General features: G+C 61.6%; 13 protein-coding genes, 2 tRNA genes and 3 rRNA genes. 16 read left to right on the forward strand and 2 right to left on the reverse strand.

Going from position 1 to position 22800, the window contains the following annotated elements; all coding sequences use genetic code 11:
- Window positions 1-76 precede the first annotated feature (76 nt).
- The 6 genes from MRS60_RS02485 to rrf all read left to right on the forward strand — a co-directional run bounded on the left by MRS60_RS02485 (window position 77) and on the right by rrf (window position 6639).
- Window positions 77-853 (forward strand): enoyl-CoA hydratase, encoded by a 777-nt coding sequence (locus tag MRS60_RS02485; RefSeq protein WP_243565174.1) that lies wholly within the window; start codon window positions 77-79, stop codon window positions 851-853.
- Window positions 854-1421: 568 nt separating this feature from the next.
- Window positions 1422-2955 (forward strand): 16S ribosomal RNA (locus tag MRS60_RS02490).
- A 62-nt stretch (window positions 2956-3017) separates the two neighbouring features.
- A tRNA-Ile gene (locus MRS60_RS02495) sits at window positions 3018-3093 on the forward strand.
- Window positions 3094-3180: 87 nt separating this feature from the next.
- Window positions 3181-3256 (forward strand) — tRNA-Ala (locus tag MRS60_RS02500).
- 275 nt (window positions 3257-3531) lie between these two features.
- Window positions 3532-6406 (forward strand): 23S ribosomal RNA (locus tag MRS60_RS02505).
- Window positions 6407-6526: 120 nt separating this feature from the next.
- Window positions 6527-6639, forward strand: a 5S ribosomal RNA gene (gene rrf, locus MRS60_RS02510).
- The 16S, 23S and 5S rRNA genes sit together here with 2 tRNA genes alongside, the layout of an rRNA operon.
- Before the next feature lie 603 nt (window positions 6640-7242).
- Here the strand turns inward: rrf and MRS60_RS02515 are convergent.
- Window positions 7243-8342 (reverse strand): IS3 family transposase gene (locus tag MRS60_RS02515; protein WP_175750021.1). Its coding sequence is split into 2 segments (ribosomal slippage): window positions 7243-8090 and window positions 8090-8342, totalling 1101 coding nucleotides; the frame shifts between segments, so codons are not numbered across the junction.
- A 160-nt stretch (window positions 8343-8502) separates the two neighbouring features.
- On the opposite strand from MRS60_RS02515, the gene MRS60_RS02520 reads away from it, so the two are divergent.
- Entirely contained in the window at window positions 8503-10578 is a 2076-nt protein-coding gene (locus MRS60_RS02520) for a molybdopterin-containing oxidoreductase family protein (RefSeq protein WP_243565175.1), read from the forward strand.
- 136 nt (window positions 10579-10714) lie between these two features.
- A complete protein-coding gene (locus tag MRS60_RS02525; protein ID WP_243565176.1) occupies window positions 10715-12388 on the forward strand; it encodes a long-chain fatty acid--CoA ligase in 1674 nt (557 codons plus the stop codon).
- Window positions 12389-12650: 262 nt separating this feature from the next.
- Here the strand turns inward: MRS60_RS02525 and MRS60_RS02530 are convergent, their stop codons facing one another.
- Window positions 12651-13808, reverse strand: a complete 1158-nt coding sequence (locus tag MRS60_RS02530; protein WP_034182628.1) for a porin — start codon at window positions 13806-13808, stop codon at window positions 12651-12653.
- A 276-nt stretch (window positions 13809-14084) separates the two neighbouring features.
- Between MRS60_RS02530 and coq7 the strand changes: the two genes are divergently transcribed.
- The 8 genes from coq7 (at window position 14085) to mraY (ending at window position 22796) form a co-directional block, all read left to right on the forward strand.
- The gene (coq7, locus tag MRS60_RS02535) at window positions 14085-14711 is read left to right on the forward strand and encodes a 2-polyprenyl-3-methyl-6-methoxy-1,4-benzoquinone monooxygenase (RefSeq protein WP_034182629.1); all 627 of its coding nucleotides are present in this window, start codon (window positions 14085-14087) and stop codon (window positions 14709-14711) included.
- A 385-nt stretch (window positions 14712-15096) separates the two neighbouring features.
- On the forward strand, window positions 15097-15525 hold the full coding sequence (gene mraZ, locus MRS60_RS02540) for a division/cell wall cluster transcriptional repressor MraZ (RefSeq protein ID WP_006487094.1): 429 nt from the start codon (window positions 15097-15099) through the stop codon (window positions 15523-15525).
- A gap of 23 nt (window positions 15526-15548) precedes the next feature.
- The gene (gene rsmH / locus MRS60_RS02545) at window positions 15549-16490 is read left to right on the forward strand and encodes a 16S rRNA (cytosine(1402)-N(4))-methyltransferase RsmH (RefSeq protein ID WP_034182630.1); all 942 of its coding nucleotides are present in this window, start codon (window positions 15549-15551) and stop codon (window positions 16488-16490) included.
- Window positions 16487-16828, forward strand: coding sequence for a cell division protein FtsL (ftsL, locus tag MRS60_RS02550; protein WP_009694564.1), 342 nt, complete (start codon window positions 16487-16489; stop codon window positions 16826-16828). Before rsmH ends, ftsL begins: the two co-directional genes overlap by 4 nt.
- Window positions 16825-18672 (forward strand): peptidoglycan D,D-transpeptidase FtsI family protein, encoded by a 1848-nt coding sequence (locus MRS60_RS02555; RefSeq protein ID WP_034182631.1) that lies wholly within the window; start codon window positions 16825-16827, stop codon window positions 18670-18672. Before ftsL ends, MRS60_RS02555 begins: the two co-directional genes overlap by 4 nt.
- Window positions 18669-20207, forward strand: coding sequence for a UDP-N-acetylmuramoyl-L-alanyl-D-glutamate--2,6-diaminopimelate ligase (locus MRS60_RS02560; RefSeq protein WP_243565177.1), 1539 nt, complete (start codon window positions 18669-18671; stop codon window positions 20205-20207). The genes MRS60_RS02555 and MRS60_RS02560 overlap by 4 nt, the downstream gene beginning before the upstream one ends.
- On the forward strand, window positions 20204-21610 hold the full coding sequence (locus tag MRS60_RS02565) for a UDP-N-acetylmuramoyl-tripeptide--D-alanyl-D-alanine ligase (protein WP_243565178.1): 1407 nt from the start codon (window positions 20204-20206) through the stop codon (window positions 21608-21610). The genes MRS60_RS02560 and MRS60_RS02565 overlap by 4 nt, the downstream gene beginning before the upstream one ends.
- Window positions 21611-21626: 16 nt before the next feature.
- A complete protein-coding gene (gene mraY, locus MRS60_RS02570) occupies window positions 21627-22796 on the forward strand; it encodes a phospho-N-acetylmuramoyl-pentapeptide-transferase (protein ID WP_006477019.1) in 1170 nt (389 codons plus the stop codon).
- Window positions 22797-22800: the final 4 nt, after the last annotated feature.

Here is a 22800-nt window from a genome sequence, read left to right on the forward strand (position 1 = left end):
GTTGGTCGGAGAATGTTAGCATCAAACTATTCGCATGTGCGAGGCGTTTCTCATTTCATTGATCGAGGAGAAATAGATGGCTTACGAGAACATCCTGGTGGAGACCCGGGGGCGTGTCGGGCTGGTTACGCTGAACCGTCCGAAGGCGCTGAACGCGCTGAACGATGCGTTGATGGATGAGTTGGGCGATGCACTGAAGGCGTTCGATGCGGACGACGGCATCGGCGCGATCGTCGTGACGGGGAGCGAGAAGGCGTTCGCAGCCGGCGCGGACATCGGCATGATGGCCACCTATTCCTATATGGATGTTTACCGGGGCGACTACATTACGCGCAACTGGGAGACGGTCCGTCAGATCCGCAAGCCGATCATTGCCGCGGTGTCGGGTTTCGCGCTGGGCGGCGGTTGCGAGCTCGCGATGATGTGCGACATCATCTTCGCGGCGGACACGGCCAAGTTCGGCCAGCCGGAGATCAAGCTTGGCGTCATGCCGGGCGCAGGCGGCACGCAGCGTTTGCCGCGCGCGGTGTCGAAGGCGAAGGCGATGGACATGTGCCTGACCGCGCGCTTCATGGACGCCGCCGAAGCGGAGCGAGCCGGGCTCGTGTCGCGCGTGCTGCCGGCCGACAAGCTGCTCGACGAGGCGGTTGCGGCCGCGGCGACGATCGCCGAGTTCTCGCTGCCGGCGGTGATGATGGTCAAGGAGTCGGTGAACCGCGCGTACGAGACGACGCTGGCAGAAGGTGTCCACTTCGAGCGCCGGCTGTTCCATTCGCTGTTTGCGACTGAGGACCAGAAGGAAGGGATGGCGGCATTCGTCGAGAAACGGAAGCCCGAGTTCAAGAACCGCTAAGTGGGCTGCGCAGCGGCAGCTGTCTGGCGACTGGTTGGCACCGGTTGCGGCGTAGTCGCCCGGCCCGTCGAGCCCCAAGTCACCGTGCGCGATAGCGCACGGTGACTGTTTCAAAATAATTTCACAAAGGGGCTTGCGCGAAGGGTGCGGGGTGCATAGAATCACGCCTCTTTCGCGCTAACGGAAACGCGGCGCGGGAGAGGGAAGCGATGCTGTTGTGGGGTTGGTGGTAGCGAGCCCGAGCAGCACACGAAGATGAACCCCGCAGTCGCAACGAAGCAGTTAAAAAGTTGTTGACGAGCTGCGAAACACGGTTCATAATCTCGCTTCTCTGCTGCTGAAAACGCAGCGCTGCTGAGAAACGCGAAGTTCCTCGCAGAAACGCTCTTTAAAAATTAACAGCCGATAAGTGTGGGCGCTTGATGGCAGCGAGCTGATCCTCGGATCAGAAAGCGAAAGTATCAAGAGTCTCACACTAAAGTAAGTCAGGTTTATGAAGCAATTCATATACCTGTCAGCTTTGAGTGAGCGACCGGTTCTTAACCGAACCGAAAACAGTAACAGGTTTAAACTGAAGAGTTTGATCCTGGCTCAGATTGAACGCTGGCGGCATGCCTTACACATGCAAGTCGAACGGCAGCACGGGTGCTTGCACCTGGTGGCGAGTGGCGAACGGGTGAGTAATACATCGGAACATGTCCTGTAGTGGGGGATAGCCCGGCGAAAGCCGGATTAATACCGCATACGATCTACGGATGAAAGCGGGGGGACCTTCGGGCCTCGCGCTATAGGGTTGGCCGATGGCTGATTAGCTAGTTGGTGGGGTAAAGGCCTACCAAGGCGACGATCAGTAGCTGGTCTGAGAGGACGACCAGCCACACTGGGACTGAGACACGGCCCAGACTCCTACGGGAGGCAGCAGTGGGGAATTTTGGACAATGGGCGAAAGCCTGATCCAGCAATGCCGCGTGTGTGAAGAAGGCCTTCGGGTTGTAAAGCACTTTTGTCCGGAAAGAAATCCTTGGTTCTAATATAGCCGGGGGATGACGGTACCGGAAGAATAAGCACCGGCTAACTACGTGCCAGCAGCCGCGGTAATACGTAGGGTGCGAGCGTTAATCGGAATTACTGGGCGTAAAGCGTGCGCAGGCGGTTTGCTAAGACCGATGTGAAATCCCCGGGCTCAACCTGGGAACTGCATTGGTGACTGGCAGGCTAGAGTATGGCAGAGGGGGGTAGAATTCCACGTGTAGCAGTGAAATGCGTAGAGATGTGGAGGAATACCGATGGCGAAGGCAGCCCCCTGGGCCAATACTGACGCTCATGCACGAAAGCGTGGGGAGCAAACAGGATTAGATACCCTGGTAGTCCACGCCCTAAACGATGTCAACTAGTTGTTGGGGATTCATTTCCTTAGTAACGTAGCTAACGCGTGAAGTTGACCGCCTGGGGAGTACGGTCGCAAGATTAAAACTCAAAGGAATTGACGGGGACCCGCACAAGCGGTGGATGATGTGGATTAATTCGATGCAACGCGAAAAACCTTACCTACCCTTGACATGGTCGGAATCCTGCTGAGAGGTGGGAGTGCTCGAAAGAGAACCGGCGCACAGGTGCTGCATGGCTGTCGTCAGCTCGTGTCGTGAGATGTTGGGTTAAGTCCCGCAACGAGCGCAACCCTTGTCCTTAGTTGCTACGCAAGAGCACTCTAAGGAGACTGCCGGTGACAAACCGGAGGAAGGTGGGGATGACGTCAAGTCCTCATGGCCCTTATGGGTAGGGCTTCACACGTCATACAATGGTCGGAACAGAGGGTTGCCAACCCGCGAGGGGGAGCTAATCCCGGAAAACCGATCGTAGTCCGGATTGCACTCTGCAACTCGAGTGCATGAAGCTGGAATCGCTAGTAATCGCGGATCAGCATGCCGCGGTGAATACGTTCCCGGGTCTTGTACACACCGCCCGTCACACCATGGGAGTGGGTTTTACCAGAAGTGGCTAGTCTAACCGCAAGGAGGACGGTCACCACGGTAGGATTCATGACTGGGGTGAAGTCGTAACAAGGTAGCCGTATCGGAAGGTGCGGCTGGATCACCTCCTTTCCAGAGCTTCTCGCAAAGTTGAGCGCTCACGCTTATCGGCTGTAAATTAAAGACAGACTCAGGGGTCTGTAGCTCAGTCGGTTAGAGCACCGTCTTGATAAGGCGGGGGCGTTGGTTCGAATCCAACCAGACCCACCATTGTCTGACGTGTCGGTGATCGTTAGCGCTTTGGCGCTTACGAGTACCCCAAGCCGACCGGCTCACACCTGAGGATATTCTGTACATGGGGGCATAGCTCAGCTGGGAGAGCACCTGCTTTGCAAGCAGGGGGTCGTCGGTTCGATCCCGTCTGCCTCCACCAATCTTCAATGACAAGCGTTCGACGTAGTCGAACTTTTGTCATTGGCGATTGAGCCAGTCAGAGTGATATGAGTAACACCATATCGGCTGTCGTTCTTTAACAATCTGGAAGAAGTAAGTAATTTGGATAGCGGAAGCGTCTTGAGATGGACGTGAAAGTTATCCGGGTTGTGATTGTATCGATGTATCTCAAGATGATTCGAACTCTATGTTTGACTCAATTGGAATACGGCACAACGCGAGAACTCAACCTGTAACGAGACAGACTCGTTATAGGGTCAAGCGAACAAGTGCATGTGGTGGATGCCTTGGCGATCACAGGCGATGAAGGACGCGGTAGCCTGCGAAAAGCTACGGGGAGCTGGCAAACGAGCTTTGATCCGTAGATGTCCGAATGGGGAAACCCACTCCTTTTGGAGTATCCATAGCTGAATACATAGGCTATGTGAAGCGAACGCGGTGAACTGAAACATCTAAGTAACCGCAGGAAAAGAAATCAACCGAGATTCCCAAAGTAGTGGCGAGCGAAATGGGATGAGCCTTGCACTCTTTATTTGTATTGTTAGCCGAACGCTCTGGAAAGTGCGGCCATAGCAGGTGATAGCCCTGTAGGCGAAAACAGTATGAAAGAACTAGGTGTGCGACAAGTAGGGCGGGACACGTGAAATCCTGTCTGAAGATGGGGGGACCATCCTCCAAGGCTAAATACTCGTGATCGACCGATAGTGAACCAGTACCGTGAGGGAAAGGCGAAAAGAACCCCGGGAGGAGTGAAATAGATCCTGAAACCGCATGCATACAAACAGTCGGAGCCTCGTAAGGGGTGACGGCGTACCTTTTGTATAATGGGTCAGCGACTTACGTTCAGTAGCAAGCTTAACCGTATAGGGCAGGCGTAGCGAAAGCGAGTCCGAATAGGGCGTTCAGTTGCTGGGCGTAGACCCGAAACCAAGTGATCTATCCATGGCCGGATGAAGGTGCGGTAACACGTACTGGAGGTCCGAACCCACTAACGTTGAAAAGTTAGGGGATGAGCTGTGGATAGGGGTGAAAGGCTAAACAAACTTGGAAATAGCTGGTTCTCTCCGAAAACTATTTAGGTAGTGCCTCGTGTCTCACCTTCGGGGGTAGAGCACTGTCATGGTTGGGGGGTCTATTGCAGATTACCCCGCCATAGCAAACTCCGAATACCGAAGAGTGCAATCACGGGAGACAGACATCGGGTGCTAACGTCCGGTGTCAAGAGGGAAACAACCCAGACCGCCAGCTAAGGTCCCCAAATATAGCTAAGTGGGAAACGAAGTGGGAAGGCTAAAACAGTCAGGAGGTTGGCTTAGAAGCAGCCACCCTTTAAAGAAAGCGTAATAGCTCACTGATCGAGTCGTCCTGCGCGGAAGATGTAACGGGGCTAAGCTATATACCGAAGCTGCGGATGCGTGCTTTGCACGCATGGTAGGAGAGCGTTCCGTAAGCCTGCGAAGGTGCGTTGAAAAGCGTGCTGGAGGTATCGGAAGTGCGAATGCTGACATGAGTAGCGATAAAGGGGGTGAAAGGCCCCCTCGCCGTAAGCCCAAGGTTTCCTACGCAACGTTCATCGGCGTAGGGTGAGTCGGCCCCTAAGGCGAGGCAGAAATGCGTAGCTGATGGGAAGCAGGTCAATATTCCTGCACCATTGTTAGATGCGATGGGGGGACGGATCGCGGAAGGTTGTCCGGGTGTTGGAAGTCCCGGTCGCTGCATTGGAGAAGGCGCTTAGGCAAATCCGGGCGCGTAATTCAAGGGTGCGGCGCGAGCTCCTTAGGGAGCGAAGCAATTGGAAGTGGTTCCAAGAAAAGCCTCTAAGCTTCAGTCTAACGATGACCGTACCGCAAACCGACACAGGTGGGCGAGATGAGTATTCTAAGGCGCTTGAGAGAACTCGGGAGAAGGAACTCGGCAAATTGGTACCGTAACTTCGGGATAAGGTACGCCCTTGTAGCTTGACTGGCCTGCGCCAGGAGGGTGAAGGGGTTGCAATAAACTGGTGGCTGCGACTGTTTAATAAAAACACAGCACTCTGCAAACACGAAAGTGGACGTATAGGGTGTGACGCCTGCCCGGTGCCGGAAGATTAAATGATGGGGTGCAAGCTCTTGATTGAAGTCCCGGTAAACGGCGGCCGTAACTATAACGGTCCTAAGGTAGCGAAATTCCTTGTCGGGTAAGTTCCGACCTGCACGAATGGCGTAACGATGGCCACACTGTCTCCTCCCGAGACTCAGCGAAGTTGAAGTGTTTGTGATGATGCAATCTACCCGCGGCTAGACGGAAAGACCCCATGAACCTTTACTGTAGCTTTGCATTGGACTTTGAACCGATCTGTGTAGGATAGGTGGGAGGCTATGAAACCGGAACGCTAGTTTCGGTGGAGCCGTCCTTGAAATACCACCGTTTGTTTGAGGTTCTAACCTTGGCCCGTGATCCGGGTCGGGGACAGTGCATGGTAGGCAGTTTGACTGGGGCGGTCTCCTCCCAAAGCGTAACGGAGGAGTACGAAGGTACGCTAGGTACGGTCGGAAATCGTGCTGATAGTGCAATGGCATAAGCGTGCTTAACTGCGAGACCGACAAGTCGAGCAGGTGCGAAAGCAGGTCATAGTGATCCGGTGGTTCTGTATGGAAGGGCCATCGCTCAACGGATAAAAGGTACTCTGGGGATAACAGGCTGATACCGCCCAAGAGTTCATATCGACGGCGGTGTTTGGCACCTCGATGTCGGCTCATCTCATCCTCGGGCTGTAGCCGGTCCCAAGGGTATGGCTGTTCGCCATTTAAAGAGGTACGTGAGCTGGGTTTAAAACGTCGTGAGACAGTTTGGTCCCTATCTGCCGTGGGCGTTGGATATTTGAAGGGGGCTGCTCCTAGTACGAGAGGACCGGAGTGGACGAACCTCTGGTGTACCGGTTGTCACGCCAGTGGCATCGCCGGGTAGCTATGTTCGGAAGAGATAACCGCTGAAAGCATCTAAGCGGGAAACTCGCCTTAAGATGAGATATCCACGGGACTAGATCCCCTTGAAGGGTCGTTCGAGACCAGGACGTTGATAGGTCAGGTGTGTAAGCGCAGTAATGCGTTCAGCTAACTGATACTAATTGCCCGTAAGGCTTGATCCTATAACAAGTCTGTTTTACAGACAGCGGTTGAATGACCGCGATGTGCTGATACGCACAACCCCAAAATTACTGCTTCTTCCCGATTGGTCGCGTTGCGAAGCAGCGCGACAACCCTCTTTGCCTGATGACCATAGCGAGTCGGTCCCACCCCTTCCCATCCCGAACAGGACCGTGAAACGACTCTACGCCGATGATAGTGCGGATTCCCGTGTGAAAGTAGGTAATCGTCAGGCTCCCTAAGCCAAGAACCCCCGCCCAAAAGGCGGGGGTTTTTGCATTTCAGCGGCGGAAATGCAGGGCACGCCAAGCAACGGCGGCGCAGTCGGAGCCAGAGTGCCGAAGGTGTTGATCCGGGCAGTGCCGTCCATCTCCAAGATTCGTCAGGCACGCTCAGGCCAATCAGGTTGCCCCACCCGATGGCAGCTCGAGCTGCCGTGACCCATCATCACCCCATCTGCTGCTCGCCGCGACGGCGATTAATTCTGCACCCTGGCTGATCAGGCGGCTGGCAAATTTCTTCGCTGCAACCTCCTTCCCCGATCTGCCTATCACCGGATACGGACTGGCGTAGCGTAGTCCTGCCTTTCAACGATCAGCCATCTCGCCGTGATCGCCGGCATCTTGAGCGCATCCTCGGCCAAAATCACAATTGTCGTTCAACGGTTTCAGGGTGCCGCTTGTGTCTCCGATCGCCGTATCGATTGCCCGCAACGGTCAACATGAAGAATCATCCGGCGATCACTGATCGACTTGCGCCATTCGCATGAGCCAAACATCAACTGTCGCACGCCAGATTTTCGGAGTGTTTTTGACCTGAGACGGAATTTTGTGACCAATCAGGCAGTGAGTCTCGTGTCGATATTATCGGAATCCAGCCAGGCTCGACGGACCGTAGCGGGAGGTTGATAGCGATGTGCGCTATGGGGCCGGCGCTCGTTGTAGAACTGCCGCCAGCGTTCGATGAGCACCTTGGCCTCGGCGCGGCTGCGGAACCATTCCCGGTTCAGCAATTCGTCGCGCAGCTTGCCGTTGAAGCTCTCGACGAACCCGTTTTGCCACGGACTGCCGGGCGCGATGAAGGCCGGGCCGATTTCAGCATCTCGCAGCCAGCGCATGACCTTGGCAGCGGTAAATTCGGCGCCGTTGTCCGACCGAACGAATGCGGGCTTGCCGTACAGCCGCATCAGTCGCGACAGCGTCAGAATCACATCCTGCGACCGCAGGCTGGCGTCGACCTCGATCGCCAGGCACTCGCGGGTGTATTCGTCGATCACGCAAAGCATCTTCAACGCCCGCCCATCCACCAGTTGATCGTGCACAAAGTCGTAACTCCATACCGAATTGGGTTGTGTCGCACCGGGCAGGCGAATGTCGTTGCCACAACGACGACGGCGAGGACGCCGCCGCGGAATGTTGAGCTGCAAGGCTCGCCACATTCGCCGCACGCGCGATTCGCCCAGCGCCAGCCAAGCCGACATCCGCCGGTAGCCGAAACGCGGCACTTCCTGAGCGGCCGCGATCAGTCGCTCGCCCAGGCTCCGATCCTTCTCCGGTTGCTTGAGCGTATAGGTTGCCACCCGGCGACTCAGCCCCAGGTAGCAACATGCCTTGCGTTGCGAGAGCCCCCGCCGAGTCAGGACTTCCAGCGCTTCGCGCCGGCCCGTCGGGGTGCTCATTTTTTTCGGCTGAATTCCTTCAGGCCGTCGATCACCAGCATCTGCTCGGCGATCAGGCGCTTGAGCCGATCGTTCTCCGATTCCAGCTCCTTAAGTCGACGCGCGTCAGCCACGTCCATCCCGCCGAACTTGTTGCGCCAACGATAGAAGGTCTGTTCCGAGATGTTGTGGCGCTTGCACAGATCCTTCACCGGCTCATCCCGGCTCTCGGCCTCTCGCAAGATGCGGATGATCTGCTCGTCGGTAAATCGCTTCTTCATCGAGTTCTCCTTGCCTCTAGGATAAAAGAGAACTCACTTGCCAAATGGCTACAAGAAACGCCTCAGGTCAGACTAAATAACCCAAGATCCGTACGAAATAAACGCTTTATCCGGCGTGCCCACGTAAAATTTGCGAATCCCCATCTCTGCATTCAAAACGATGAACGCCGCCACACAGGTAGCCCGGGCCGTTTGCCCGCACGATTGTCCGGACACGTGCGCCATGCGTGTGACCGTCGAAAACGGCAAGGCGATCAAGGTCACGGGCGATCCCGACCATCCGCCGACGCAGGGCGTGTTGTGCACGAAGGTCAGCCGATATGCCGATCGGGTTCATCATCCCGATCGCCTGACGGTCCCGCTCAAGCGTGTCGGCGCGAAGGGGGAGGGGCGCTTCGCACCGATCAGCTGGAGCGAAGCGTTCGACGAGATCGGCCGCCGCCTCGGTGAAATCGCCGCGCGCGAACCCGAAGCGATCGTGCCGTACAGCTACGCGGGGACGATGGGACTCGTGCAGGGCGAGGGCATCGCCCAGCGGCTCTTCCACAAGCTCGGCGCATCGCGGCTCGAACGCGCGATCTGCGCGGCCGCCGGTGCAGCGGGGCTGCGTTACACGTATGGCGGTAGCCTCGGCATGCACCTCGAGCATTTCGAGGAAAGCGAGCTGATTCTGATATGGGGCGCAAACCCGATCGCGTCGAGCCTGCACTTCTGGACGCGTGCGCAGGAAGCGAAGCGCCGTGGCGCCCGTCTTGTCGCGATCGACCCGTATCGTTCGCTGACAGCGGAGAAATGCCATCAGCACATCGCGTTGAAGCCGGGTACCGACGGCGCCTTTGCGCTCGGCATGATGCACGTGCTGATTACCGAAGACCTGCTCGATCACGACTACATCGCCCGCCATACGCTCGGTTTTGACGCACTCAAGGCGCGGGCGATGTCTTATCCGCCCGAACGCGTCGCGCAGATCTGCGGCATCGACGCGTCGGAGCTGATCGACCTTGCTCGTCGTTACGGTGCGACCCGCAAGGCGTCGATTCGCCTCAACTACGGCATGCAGCGCGTTCGCGGCGGCGGTAACGCCGTGCGCGCGATTGCGAGTCTGCCGGCGCTGACAGGGGCCTGGCGGGATCGGGCTGGCGGGCTGTTGCTCTCGTCGTCGGAATCCGCGCCGGTCAACCAGCAGGCACTGCTGCGCCCGGATTTGATGCCGGGTTGGCCGCACAAGCTGCCGCGCATCATCAACATGAACGCGATCGGCGATGCGCTGTTGCACGCGGGTGACGCAACGTTCGGGCCCAAGGTCGAGGCGGTGATCGTGTACAACTCGAATCCGGTGGCAGTCGCGCCGGATTCCTCGAAGGTTGCAGCAGGGTTTGCGCGCGACGATCTGTTCACGGTCGTTCTCGAGCATTTCAAGACCGATACCGTCGATTTCGCCGACATTGTGCTGCCGGCGACCACGCAGCTGGAGCACCTGGACGTCCACAAATCGTACGGCCACACCTATGTGATGGCAAACCTGCCGTCGATTCCGCCGGTCGGAGACGCGCGGCCGAACACAGAGATCTTTCGCGGCATCGCGCGCAGCATGGGGCTCGACGAGCCGGCGCTTTATCACAGCGACGAAGAGGTCGCGCGCGCGGCGCTCCGGTGGGACGATCCGGCGCTCGACAGCGACTGGGACACGTTGAAGCGGGAAGGCTGGCTGAAGCTGAAGCTGCCGGACGCACCGTTCGCGAATGGCGGTTTCCGCACGCCATCCGGCAAGTGCGAGTTCTACAGCCCGCGGCTCGAGCAGATGGGCATGGACCCCGTTCCCGATTACCTGCCGCCTTTCGAATCGGCCGAGGCCGCACCCGAACTCGCCGCGCGCTATCCGCTCGCGATGATTTCGCCGCCGGCCCGCCACTTCCTGAACAGCACGTTCGTGAACGTCGACAGCCTGCGCACCACGGAAGGCGAGCCGCACCTCGACATGCACCCGTCCGACGCCAGTGCGCGCCGCATCGCGGACGGCGACGTCGTACGCATCTTCAACGACCGCGGATCCATGCAGGCGCTCGCGAGAATTACCGATCGCGCACGTGCTGGGCTCGTTGTCGGGTTGTCGATCTGGTGGAAGAAGCTGTCGCCGGACGGCAGGAACGCAAACGAAGTGACGAGCCAGGCGCTGACCGATCTCGGCAATTCGGCGACGTTTTACGATTGTCTTGTGGAAGTTGAGCGAATTTGATCGAATATTCCCGTATGATCAGACGATTTTTCGCGGAAGTTCGAAGTGGACATCTAACCCTGTTGTCTCGGGACGGGCGAGCCGCTACGATGCGTTTTAGCACGACCATTCGAAAATCTGTGAGGAGACGCGCAGTATGGAAAAAATTTGGCTGAAATCGTACCCACCCGGCGTTCCAGCCGAAATTGACGCGTCTCCTTATCCGTCCGTCCCGGACCTCCTCGACGAAAGCTTCCGGCAGTATCGCGATCGCACGGCATTCGTCTGCATGGGCAAGGGCATCACGTACGGCGAACTCGACAAGCTGTCGCGCCAGTTCGGCGCGTGGCTGCAATCCCGTGGTCTCGCGCGCGGTGCGCGCGTCGCGATCATGATGCCGAACGTGCTGCAGTACCCGGTGACGATCGCCGCGGTACTGCGCGCCGGCTATACCGTCGTCAACGTCAATCCGCTCTACACGCCGCGGGAGCTCGAACATCAGTTGAAGGACAGCGGCGCCGAGGCGATCGTCATCCTCGAGAATTTCGCGTCGACGCTGCAGGCCGTCATTGCGAATACGGCCGTCAAGCATGTCGTCGTCGCGTCGATGGGCGACTTGCTGGGCATCAAGGGATGGCTCGTCAATTACGTCGTGCGCAACGTGAAGAAGATGGTGCCTGCGTGGCAGTTGCCGTCGTTCACGCGCTTCAAGGCAGCGCTGTCGGAAGGCGCGCGACAGGCGTTCAAGCCGCAGAAGATCGGCCCCGACGACGCCGCGTTCCTGCAATACACGGGCGGTACGACCGGCGTCGCGAAGGGTGCGACGCTGCTGCACCGGAACATCGTGTCGAACGTGCTGCAGGCCGGCGCCTGGCACCATCCGGCTCATGAGAAGTACCCGGAGGTGAAACAGTTCGTGACGGTTGTCGCGCTGCCGCTGTATCACGTGTTCGCGCTGACCGTCTGCGGTTTCCTGACGATGCGCACGGGCGGGATGGGCATCCTGATCCCGAACCCGCGCGACATCGGCGGGATGATCAAGGAACTGAAGGGCTACCAGATCTCGACGATTCCGGCCGTCAATACGCTGTACAACGCACTGCTGAACCATCCCGAATTCAGTCAGCTCGACCTGTCGAAGCTCGTGATCGCCAACGGCGGCGGCATGGCGATCCAGGAGAGCGTCGCGAAGCGCTGGTATGAAAAGACCCATACCGCGATCATCGAAGGATACGGGCTGTCCGAGACGTCGCCGGTGGCGACCTGCAACCCGGTGACGGCGACCGAATACAGCGGGACGATCGGCTTGCCGCTGCCGTCGACCGAAGTGGCGATTCGCGACGACGCCGGCAACGACGTCGCGCTCGGCGAGCCCGGCGAGATCTGCATCCGTGGGCCGCAGGTGATGGCCGGCTACTGGAACCGGCCCGACGAGACCGAGAAGGTCATGTTCCCGGACGGCTTCTTCAAGACTGGCGACGTCGGCGTGATGGATGCGCGCGGTTACGTGAAGATCGTCGACCGGAAGAAGGACATGATTCTCGTGTCCGGCTTCAACGTGTATCCGAACGAAGTCGAGGACGTGGTGGCGTCGCATCCGGGCGTGTTCGAGGTGGCGGCCGTCGGCGTGCCGGACGAGCATTCCGGCGAAGCGGTGAAGCTGTTCATCGTGAAGAAGGACCCAGCGCTCACCGACAAGGATATCCTTGCTTACTGCAAGGAGCGGCTCACCGGGTACAAGCGGCCGAAACTGGTCGAGTTCCGCACGGAGCTGCCGAAAACGAACGTCGGCAAGATCCTGCGGCGCGAGCTGCGCGACGGACGCGCGTAACGGACGCGCGTAGCAGCGCGGTTGAACGGAAGAGCCCGGCTTGTGCCGGGCTTTTTTGTTTGCGGCACGGATCGGAAGAGGTGGTTTCCCGCAGCGGCCGGCGTCTGGCCGTGGGTTTTCGCGCAGCGAACGGACACGGAGCTCCGGCGATGCGTGCAACGCGACCGGCCGGTCCGCCGCGCACCCGTCTTGCCACCGCACCGGAAAAGAAAAAGGCGCCCGAAGGCGCCTTCAATATGCTGCGGCTTGTCAGACAAGCTGATTAGAACTTGTGACGGATGCCGACGCGTGCTGCGACCTGGTTGCTGGTGCTCGAACCTGCGAGACCGTTGATCGCTGCCGTTGCCTGAACGACATTGCCTTTCGCGTCGAGCGCGTTGCCCGATGCGTGCTGGTACACGCCGATCACGTAGACGTCGGTGCGCTTCGACAGGAAGTAGTCGACGCCCAGCGAGCCTTGGTGGTACTTGGCTGCCGAGTTGCCGTCGATCTTGCTGCCTTGCGTGTAGTCGTACGCTGCGCCGAGAATCAGCGCCGGGGTCAGCTGATACTTGAAGTTGATTTCGCCGTTGTTGAACGTCGCGGTCTGGTTCACGAACGGACCGACCGAGAAGCCCTTGAACTTCGTGTTCGAGTACGTCGCGCCGATCGTCGCTGCGCCGAACGTGTAAGCGCCGCCTGCACCGATGACCTGGTACGTGTTCGCGTTGTTCGCGTATGCGCCGTAGACCGGCGACGATACCGCCGTCGTCGCAGCCGTCGAGCCGTTGTTGAACATGCCGCCGAAGTTGCCCGGCGTGCGTGCGTTCAAGTAGCCGACACCCAGGACCAGCGGGCCGTTGTTGTAGCCTGCGCCGAGCGACCAGACCTGGTTCTTCGAGAACTGGCCTGCCTGACCGCCGAAGCTGTACAAGCCGCCGAACGTGAAGCCGCCGTACGACGGGCTCGTGAACTTGACCGCGTTGTTTACGCGATAGGCGTTGTTGAAGTTGTCGAGGTCGCCCGGGTGAGCGGCGATGTAGCCGCCCCACTGGTCGCCTGCCTCAAGCGGGCCGACGAAGTCGACGACGGAGTCGTACTGACGACCCAGCGTGACCGTACCGTACTGGCTCGACAGGCCGACGTAAGCCTGACGGCCGAACATCAGGCCGCCCTGACCAAGCTTGCCGCTGTTCACGTCGAAACCGTTTTCGAGGGTGAAGATTGCCTTCAGGCCGCCACCGAGGTCTTCGGTGCCGCGCAGGCCGAAGCGGCTGCCTTGCATCACGCCGCTGGCCATGCTGTACAGGTGCTTGCCACCCGCGTTGTTGTTGAAGAGCAGGCCTTCATCGATGATGCCGTAAAGCGTCACGCTGCTTTGCGCATGAGCAGCGCCAGCGAACGCGCCCAGCGCGACGAGCGCGAGAAGCGACTTTTTCATTAACGGATCTCCAAGAATCACTGAATTTTTTTGGCGGGGCAGATAGTTATGTTCTGTTGACGGGCCCCATCAACTTCGCAAGAAGTCGCACGTAATGTAGCAAAACCGTTTTTTGCCACAAAGCGAAATGCCGCAGCTCAAGGTCGCCATGTTTCCTTTATGCAACAATGGTTAAAATCACGGGTTAACCGCAATTTCCGCTGAATAATCAAGTCGGATACGCAGCGGACTCGTGCTCTCGCCGCCCGCGGCGGCACATGCAGCCAGGAGAACAGGATGGTGTTGGATGAACTGATCAGCGAATTCGATCGCGGCCTGCGATCGCTGACCGGCATTAGCCGGATGAGCCGGCCGGTGCCCGCGCCGGCCGCCGCGCCGGACGTCGAGCTGACGCCCGCGGAGCGTACGCATGCCGCAGGGCTGATGCGCGTGAACCACGTCGGTGAAGTCTGCGCGCAGGCGCTCTATCAGGCGCAGAAACTCACCGCGCGCACGGCGTCGGCGAAGGCGATGTTCGAGGAGGCCGCGCGCGAGGAGGAGGACCACCTCGCGTGGACTGCGCACCGCCTGAAAGAGCTCGATTCGCGTCCGAGCCTGCTGAACCCGCTGTGGTATGCCGGCGCGCTCGCGATCGGCGTGGCGGCCGGCACGCTCGGCGACAAGGTCAGCCTCGGTTTCATGGCCGAGACGGAGCGGCAGGTCGAGAGTCACCTGGAAGGCCATATGTCGGAGCTGCCGGCGACCGATACGGCGTCGCGTGCGATCGTCGACCAGATGCGCATCGACGAGGTGAAGCACGGCAAGGCCGCGACCGACGCCGGCGGAATCGAACTGCCGCTGCCTGCGCGGATGCTGATGCGTGCCGCGTCGAAAGTCATGACGAGCACTGCATACTATCTGTGAGATTTGCGCCGGGCGACGCATGACGTCGCCCCGGCTCACCGCCCCCGATACCGCCCGTTTATTCCACGTTTTCCCTCCCCCGAAAGCCCCGTCCGCACGCCCGTCTGGCCCGTCTTTCTCATGTATCACCTTCACATGTTGCACTAGCTCATTCATTTATAACGGTTTTTGGAATGAGGGGGCGCATGAGCATGTGCGCGTAAGTCCTTGTTCTAACTAACAAAATTCGTCAAAAAAGCGGGCCGCTCCCTTGACCGTGCCACACCCTTCCTCTAAAGTGGGAGACAGTGTGAGAAAGTGTATTTTTGTGTGATTTGGCGGGCTATTCCGGCTAAATTCTCAGCATTGGTCGGGTACTTCGGTGCCCTGAACGGGAGAGCGGAAAGTGTTCCAAGGGGCGTCGGCGCTGACGCTCGATGCGAAAGGGCGGATGTCGGTGCCGGCTCGCTATCGCGAAGCGCTGCAAGGACAGGCAGAAGGACGGGTGACTGTGACCAAGCACCCGGACGGCTGCCTGTTGCTGTTTCCGCGCCCCGAATGGGAAGTGTTCCGCGCCAAGATCGCCGCGCTGCCGATGGACGCGCACTGGTGGCGGCGAATTTTTCTCGGCAATGCGATGGACGTCGATCTCGACAGCGCGGGCCGGATTCTTGTATCGCCCGAGCTGCGCATGGCAGCCGGACTGGAAAAGGAAGTCATGTTGTTGGGAATGGGTAGTCACTTCGAGCTGTGGGATTCGCAGACCTACAACGCGAAGGAGCAGGCGGCGATGGCGCAGGGCATGCCCGACGCGCTGAAGAATTTCACGTTCTGATTGCGGTGACGGAGACGCCCGCGATGGGAAACGAATTGCAGCATCGGACAGTGCTGTTGGATGAAGCGGTCGAGTCGCTCGTGACGCGGCCGGACGGCGTTTATGTCGACGGCACGTTCGGGCGCGGCGGCCACAGCCGCGCGGTGCTCGCGCGGCTGGCGGCGGCCGGGCGGCTGATCGCGTTCGACAAGGATCCGAGGGCGATCGAGACGGCGCAGGGCATCGAGGATGCGCGCTTCTCGATCGTGCATGACAGCTTTGCTTCGATGCGCGACGCGCTTGCGGCGCGCGGCGTCGAGAAGGTGTCCGGTGTGTTGCTGGACCTGGGCGTGTCCTCGCCGCAGGTGGACGATCCGGCGCGCGGCTTCAGCTTCCGCGCCGATGGTCCGCTGGACATGCGAATGGATCCGACGCGTGGCGAGTCGGCGGCCGAATGGCTCGCGCGGGCTTCGGTGCAGGAATTGACGGAGGTGATACGAGATTATGGGGAAGAACGGTTTGCTTTTCAGATTGCAAAGGCGCTTGTTGCTCGCCGGGCAGAGTCCGACCGTCTTGGGCCTCTCGACACCACGGGCGAGCTTGCCCAAATCGTGGGTCACGTCGTCAAAACCCGTGAGAAGGGCAAGGATCCGGCAACCCGCACCTTTCAGGCTATACGGATTCACGTCAATCAAGAGCTTGCGGACCTGCAAGTCGTACTAGACGCGGCACTGTCGTTGCTGGAGCAAGGGGGGCGGCTGGTGGTCATCAGCTTTCATTCACTCGAGGACCGGATCGTCAAGCGATTCATGCAGGCGCACGCCAGTGCGCCTGCGGTCGATCGTCGCCTGCCGATCCGTGCCGTCGATCTCCCGAGCCCGCCGCTCAAGATCATCAGCCGCCAGTTTCCGAGTGAAGCGGAGGTCGCCGCGAATCCGCGCGCCCGGTCCGCCGTGATGCGCATTGCGGAGCGCGTCACGCCATGAGCCGCTTCAATATCTTCCTGCTGATCATCGTGATGGGCTGCGCGCTGTCGGTCGTCAACTCGACGAACCAGCAGCGGCAGATCTTCATCCAGCTGCAGCGCGCGCAGTCGCAGGAGCGTCAGCTCCAGCAGGATTACGCGCAGCTTCAATATCAGCAGAGCGCGCTGTCGAAGACGTCGCGCATCGAGCAGCTTGCGAACGATTCGCTGAAGATGCAGCCGATCACGACCGGCCGCACGCAATACCTGACGCTGCCGCCGGGCGCCGCGAAGGCGATCGACGCGCCGATCCCTGCTTCGGCCGACACGGCCGGCAAGGGCAAGGGGGGCGCGCGATGAAGCCGTCGCAAAAGCGCCAGAACGTGAAATTCACGTCGAGCCCCGTGCTGGGCGTGCATCTGCCGATGTGGCGCTCGAAGCTCGTCGTGTTCATGCTGTTCATGGCGTTCGTCGCGCTGGCCGCGCGGGCGTTCTGGATCCAGGGGCCCGGCAACGCGTTCTACCAGAAGCAGGGCGAAAGCCGCTACCAGCGCACGCTCGAGCTGCCCGCGACGCGCGGCAAGATTCTCGACCGTAACGGGCTCGTGCTCGCGACGAGCCTGCCCGTGCGCGCAATCTGGGCAATTCCCGACGCGGTGCCGGACGATCTCGATGCCGACAAGGTCAACCAGCTCGGCAAGCTCCTCGGCATGACGTCGAAGGAGCTGCGCGTGAAGCTGTCGCAAGACAAGGGTTTCGTCTACGTAAAGCGCCAGGTGCCGATCGACATCGCGGACAAGGTCGCCGCGCTCGACATTCCGGGCATCTATCAGCGCAACGAATACAAGCGTTTCTATCCGGAAGGCGAGATCACCGCGCACCTGATCGGCTTCACGAACGTCGAGGACGAAGGGCAGGAGGGCGTCGAGCTCGGCGACCAGAAGATGCTGTCCGGCACGTCGGGCGTGCGCCGCGTGATCAAGGACCGGATGGGGCACATCGTCGAGGACGTCGCCGAGCAGATCCCGCCGCACAACGGAACCGACGTCGACCTGTCGATCGACAGCAAGATCCAGTACATCGCGTACGCGAACCTGAAGGCCGCCGTCGAGAAGTTCAAGGCGAAGGCCGGCGCGGCGATGGTCGTCGACGTGCGCACCGGCGAGGTGCTCGCGCTCGTCAACTACCCGACGTACAACCCGAACGACCGCTCGCGCATGACGGGCGAGCAGTTGCGCAACCGGATCATGACCGACGTGTTCGAGCCGGGTTCGATCATGAAGCCGTTCACGGTGTCGCTCGCGCTCGACCTGCATCGCGTGACGCCGAACACGCTCGTCGAGACGGGCAACGGGCATTTCGTGCTCGACGGCGCGCCGATCACCGACGACGCGGGTTTCGGCACGCTGACGGTCGGCGGCGTGATCCAGAAGTCGAGCAACATCGGCGCGACGAAGATCGCGATGACGATGCGGCCCGAGGAAATGTGGAATATGTATACCAGCATCGGCCTCGGCCAGGCGCCGAAGGTCGGCTTCCCGGGCGCGGTGGCCGGCCGCCTGCGGCCGTGGAAGAGCTGGCGCCGCATCGAGCAGGCGACGATGTCGTACGGCTATGGCCTGTCGGTGTCGCTGTTCCAGCTCGCGCGGGCGTACACGGCGATCGCGCACGACGGCGAGCTGATGCCCGTGACCATTTTCAAGACCGACCCCAACCAGCAGGTCGCGGGCACGCAGGTGTTCAATCCGACCACCGCGCGCGAAGTGCGCGCGATGCTCGAGACGGTGGTCGCGCCGGGCGGCACGTCGCCGGATGCGGCCGTGCCGGGTTATCGCGTCGGCGGCAAGAGCGGTACCGCGTACAAGCATGAAGGCCATGGCTATACGCGCAAGTACCGCGCATCGTTCGTCGGCATGGCGCCGATGCCGAATCCGCGCATCGTCGTCGCGGTGTCGGTCGACGAGCCGACCGCCGGCAGCCACTTCGGCGGCCAGGTGTCCGGCCCCGTATTCTCGGCGATCGCCGGCGACACGATGCGTGCGCTGAACGTGCCGCCGAACATGCCGATCAAGCAACTGGTCGTGTCTGACGATTCGCCGGCAGCACCTTCCGCAGCGGGGCCGCAAAAGCTGGCCGCGGGTGGCGGTGCGAAGCATATGATCGTGTCCAGCACGACGCGTAATTCACCAGGAGTTGTTCGATGAGCGCCGCCCGCAGTTCCCATCCGGCGCATCAGCAGATCGCAGCCGCGCTTGCGTGGCTGCGTCAGCATGTGGCCCCCGCCGCGCAACTGCATGCCGACACGCGCAGCCTCAAGGCTGGCGACGTGTTTGTCGCGTATGCAGTCGACGGGGCAGACAACCGCGCCTTCATTACCGATGCCGTCGCACGCGGCGCGGCCGCCGTGCTGTATCAGCCGGAAGGGCTGGCCGCTGCGCCGGCCGTGCCCGTCGCGCTCGCGGTGCCGGCGCTCGACCAGCTTGCCGGCGAGATCGCCAGCGGCTGGTATGGCGACCCGAGCGACAGCCTGCTCGCGGTGGGCGTGACCGGTACGAACGGCAAGACCTCGTGCACGCAGTGGATCGCCGCCGCGCTGACGGCGCTGCACCAGCCGTGCGCGGTAATCGGCACGCTCGGCAGCGGGATGCCAGGCCAGCTCGTGCCGACGGGCTTCACGACACCCGACGCGTCGCAGCTTCAGCGCAGCCTTGCGCAGTTGCGCGACGCGGGCGCGCGGGCCGTGGCGATGGAAGTATCGTCGCACGCGCTGCATCAGGGGCGCGTGAACGGTACGGCGTTCGACATCGCGGTATTTACGAATCTCACGCAGGATCACCTCGACTATCACGGCACGTTCGACGCGTACGAGGCGGCGAAGGCGAAGCTGTTCGCATGGCGCGGCCTGCGCGCGGCGGTCGTCAACCGCGACGACGCAGCCGGCCAAAACCTGCTCGAGAAGCTGGCCGGCCGCGTGCGCACGATCGCGTACGGGATCGGCGACGCGCAGGTGCCCGACGCCGATCGCGAACTGGTCGCGCTCGACGTGCGCGCCACCGCGACCGGCACGGCATTCCGCCTGCGTTCGTCGTGGGGCGACGCGGACGTCGAAGTCGGCACGCTCGGCACGTTCAACGTCAGCAACCTGCTAGCCGTGCTCGGCTCGCTGCTCGCGGCCGACGTGCCGTTCGACGCGGCACTCGCCGAGATCGAACGGCTCGAGTCCGTCAACGGCCGGATGCAGCGGCTTGGCGGCCGGCTGCAGAACGACGAACCGCTCGTCGTGATCGACTACGCACACACGCCCGACGCGCTCGAGAAGACGCTCGACGCGCTGCGCCCGATCGCCGCGGCGCGCGGCGGCCGGCTCGTCTGCATGTTCGGCTGCGGCGGCGATCGCGATGCGACGAAGCGGCCGCTGATGGGCGCGATCGCGGAACGGCTCGCCGACGAAATCGTCGTCACGAGCGACAACCCGCGCAGCGAAGATCCGCAGCGCATCATCGACCAGATCGTCGCGGGCATGACCATGCCCGCTCGCGCACGTCGTATCGAGGATCGCGCGAGCGCGATCCTGCAGGCGGTGCGCGGCGCCGCCCGCGAGGACGTCGTCGTGCTGGCCGGCAAGGGCCACGAAGCGACGCAGGAAATCATGGGCAAGAAACGTACGTTCTCCGATCAGGATCACGCGCGGCTCGCGCTGGCAGCGCGAGCGACGCACGGCAAGGGAGGCGGCGAATGACGATGCTCAGTCTCGACGAAGCCGCTCGCCTGATTCCCGGCGCAACCGTTCACGGCGACGCGGGCGTCACGTTCGACCGTGTGTCGACGGACAGCCGCACGGTCGGCCCGGGCGACCTGTTCGTCGCGCTGAAGGGCGAGCGCTTCGATGCGCACGACTTCCTCGGCGATGTCGCGGCGCGCGGTGCTGCCGCGGCGCTGGTCGCGCACGTGCCGGCGGGCCTCGCGATGCCGGCGATCGAAGGCGGCGAAACGCGTGCCGCGCTCGGCGCGCTCGCGCACGGCTGGCGCAAACGATTCCCGCTGCCGCTCGTCGCGGTGACGGGCAGCAACGGCAAGACGACCGTCAAGGAAATGATCGCGTCGATCTTCGCGGCGGCGGTTGGCGCCGACGCGCGGCTCGCAACCGCCGGCAACCTGAACAACGACGTCGGCCTGCCGCTGACGCTGCTGCGCCTGTCGGCCGCGCATCGCCTCGCGGTGATCGAGCTCGGGATGAACCACCCGGGCGAGACCGAAATCCTCGCGCGCCTCACGGCGCCGACGGTCGCGCTCGTCAACAACGCGCAGCGCGAGCACCAGGAATTCATGGCGACGGTCGAAGCCGTCGCGCTCGAACACGCGGCCGTGATTCACGCGCTGCCGCCGGACGGCGTCGCGGTGTTCCCGGCCGACGATGCGTACGCGGGCATCTGGCGCGTCGCGGCGACGGGCAACCGGATCCTCGATTTCGCGCTGAACGATGCCGACCGGCAGACCGAAGCGCAGGTCACGGGCCGTCTGCAAGGCGGCGAACTCGCGATCGACACGCCGGCCGGCGCCGTCACGGTGCGGCTGCGTGCGCTCGGCGAGCACAACGCGCGCAACGCGCTGGCCGCGACGGCCGCGGCGCTGGGCGCCGGCGTCGCGCTGTCGGCGATCAGGCAGGGCCTCGAATCGTTCGAGCCGGTCAAGGGCCGGCTGCAGGTGAAGCAGGCGATCGCCGGCAGCCTCGCGGGCGCGACGGTCGTCGACGATACGTACAACGCGAACCCCGATTCGATGCGTGCCGCGATCGACGTGCTCGCCGCGCATCCGGCGCCGCGCGTGCTGGTGATCGGCGACATGGGCGAAGTCGGCGACGAAGGGCCGGCGTTCCATCGCGAGATCGGCGCCTATGCGCGCGAGCGCGGGATCGACGCGCTGTTCGCGCTCGGCGATGCGTCGCGCGATGCCTGTACGGCATACGGCGACACGGCCCGCCATTTCGACGACGTCTGCGCGCTCGTGTCGGCGCTGCTCGCGGCGGGCTACGGCGCGCAGGCGACGGTGCTCGTGAAGGGCTCGCGGTACATGAAGATGGAGCGCGTGGTCGACGCGCTGACGAACCAACCCGCAGCGGGCGCGACGCCCGCTGCCCACTGAGTAGAAGGAAGGAAGCATGCTGCTGGCGCTGGCGCAATGGCTGCAAGGAGACGCAAGCTTTTTGCGCTTGTTCACGTACCTCACGTTCCGGGCGGTGATGGCCACCATCACCGCGCTGGGGATCGGGCTCGTGTGCGGACCGTGGGTGATCCGCAAGCTGACGCAAATGAAGGTCGGGCAGGCCGTGCGCAAGGACGGTCCGCAGACGCACCTCGTCAAGTCCGGCACGCCGACGATGGGCGGCGTGCTGATTCTGATCGGCATCGCGGTCGCGACGCTGCTGTGGGGCGACCTGACGAACCGTTTCATCTGGATCGTGATGCTCGTCACGTTCGGTTTCGGCGTGATCGGCTGGGTCGACGATTACCGCAAGGTCGTCCACAAGGATCCGCGCGGGATGTCGTCGCGCGAGAAGTATTTCTGGCAGTCGGTGATCGGCCTGTTCGCGGCCGTCTACCTCGCCTTCAGCGTGTCCGAGGCGAACAACGTGCGCGTGTTCGACCTGTTCATGGCGTGGGTGCGCAGCGGGCTGTCGATGGGGCTGCCGGCCCGCGCCGACCTGATGCTGCCGTTCCTGAAGTCGATCAGCTACCCGCTCGGCGTGTGGGGCTTCATCGTGCTGACCTACTTCGTGATCGTCGGCGCGAGCAACGCGGTGAACCTGACCGACGGCCTCGACGGCCTCGTGATCATGCCGGTCGTGCTGGTCGGCGCGTCGCTCGGTGTGTTCGCGTACGTGATGGGCAGCGCGGTGTATTCAAAATACCTGCTGTTCCCGCACATCCCGGGCGCGGGCGAACTGCTGATCTTCTGTTCCGCGATGGGCGGGGCAGGGCTCGCGTTCCTCTGGTACAACACGCACCCCGCGCAGGTGTTCATGGGCGACGTGGGCGCGCTGGCGCTCGGCGGCGCGCTCGGCACGGTCGCGGTGATCGTGCGCCAGGAAATCGTGCTGTTCATCATGGGCGGCATCTTCGTCGCGGAAACGCTGTCGGTGATGCTGCAGGTTTCGTGGTTCAAGTACACGAAAAAGCGCTACGGCGAAGGGCGGCGCCTGCTGAAGATGGCGCCGCTGCATCACCATTTCGAATTGTCCGGCTGGAAGGAAACGCAGGTGGTGGTGCGTTTCTGGATCATCACGTTGATGCTGTGCCTGTTCGGTCTGACCACCCTCAAGCTGCGGTAAAGGA

Source organism: Burkholderia pyrrocinia (assembly GCF_022809715.1).
GTDB lineage: Bacteria > Pseudomonadota > Gammaproteobacteria > Burkholderiales > Burkholderiaceae > Burkholderia > Burkholderia pyrrocinia_C.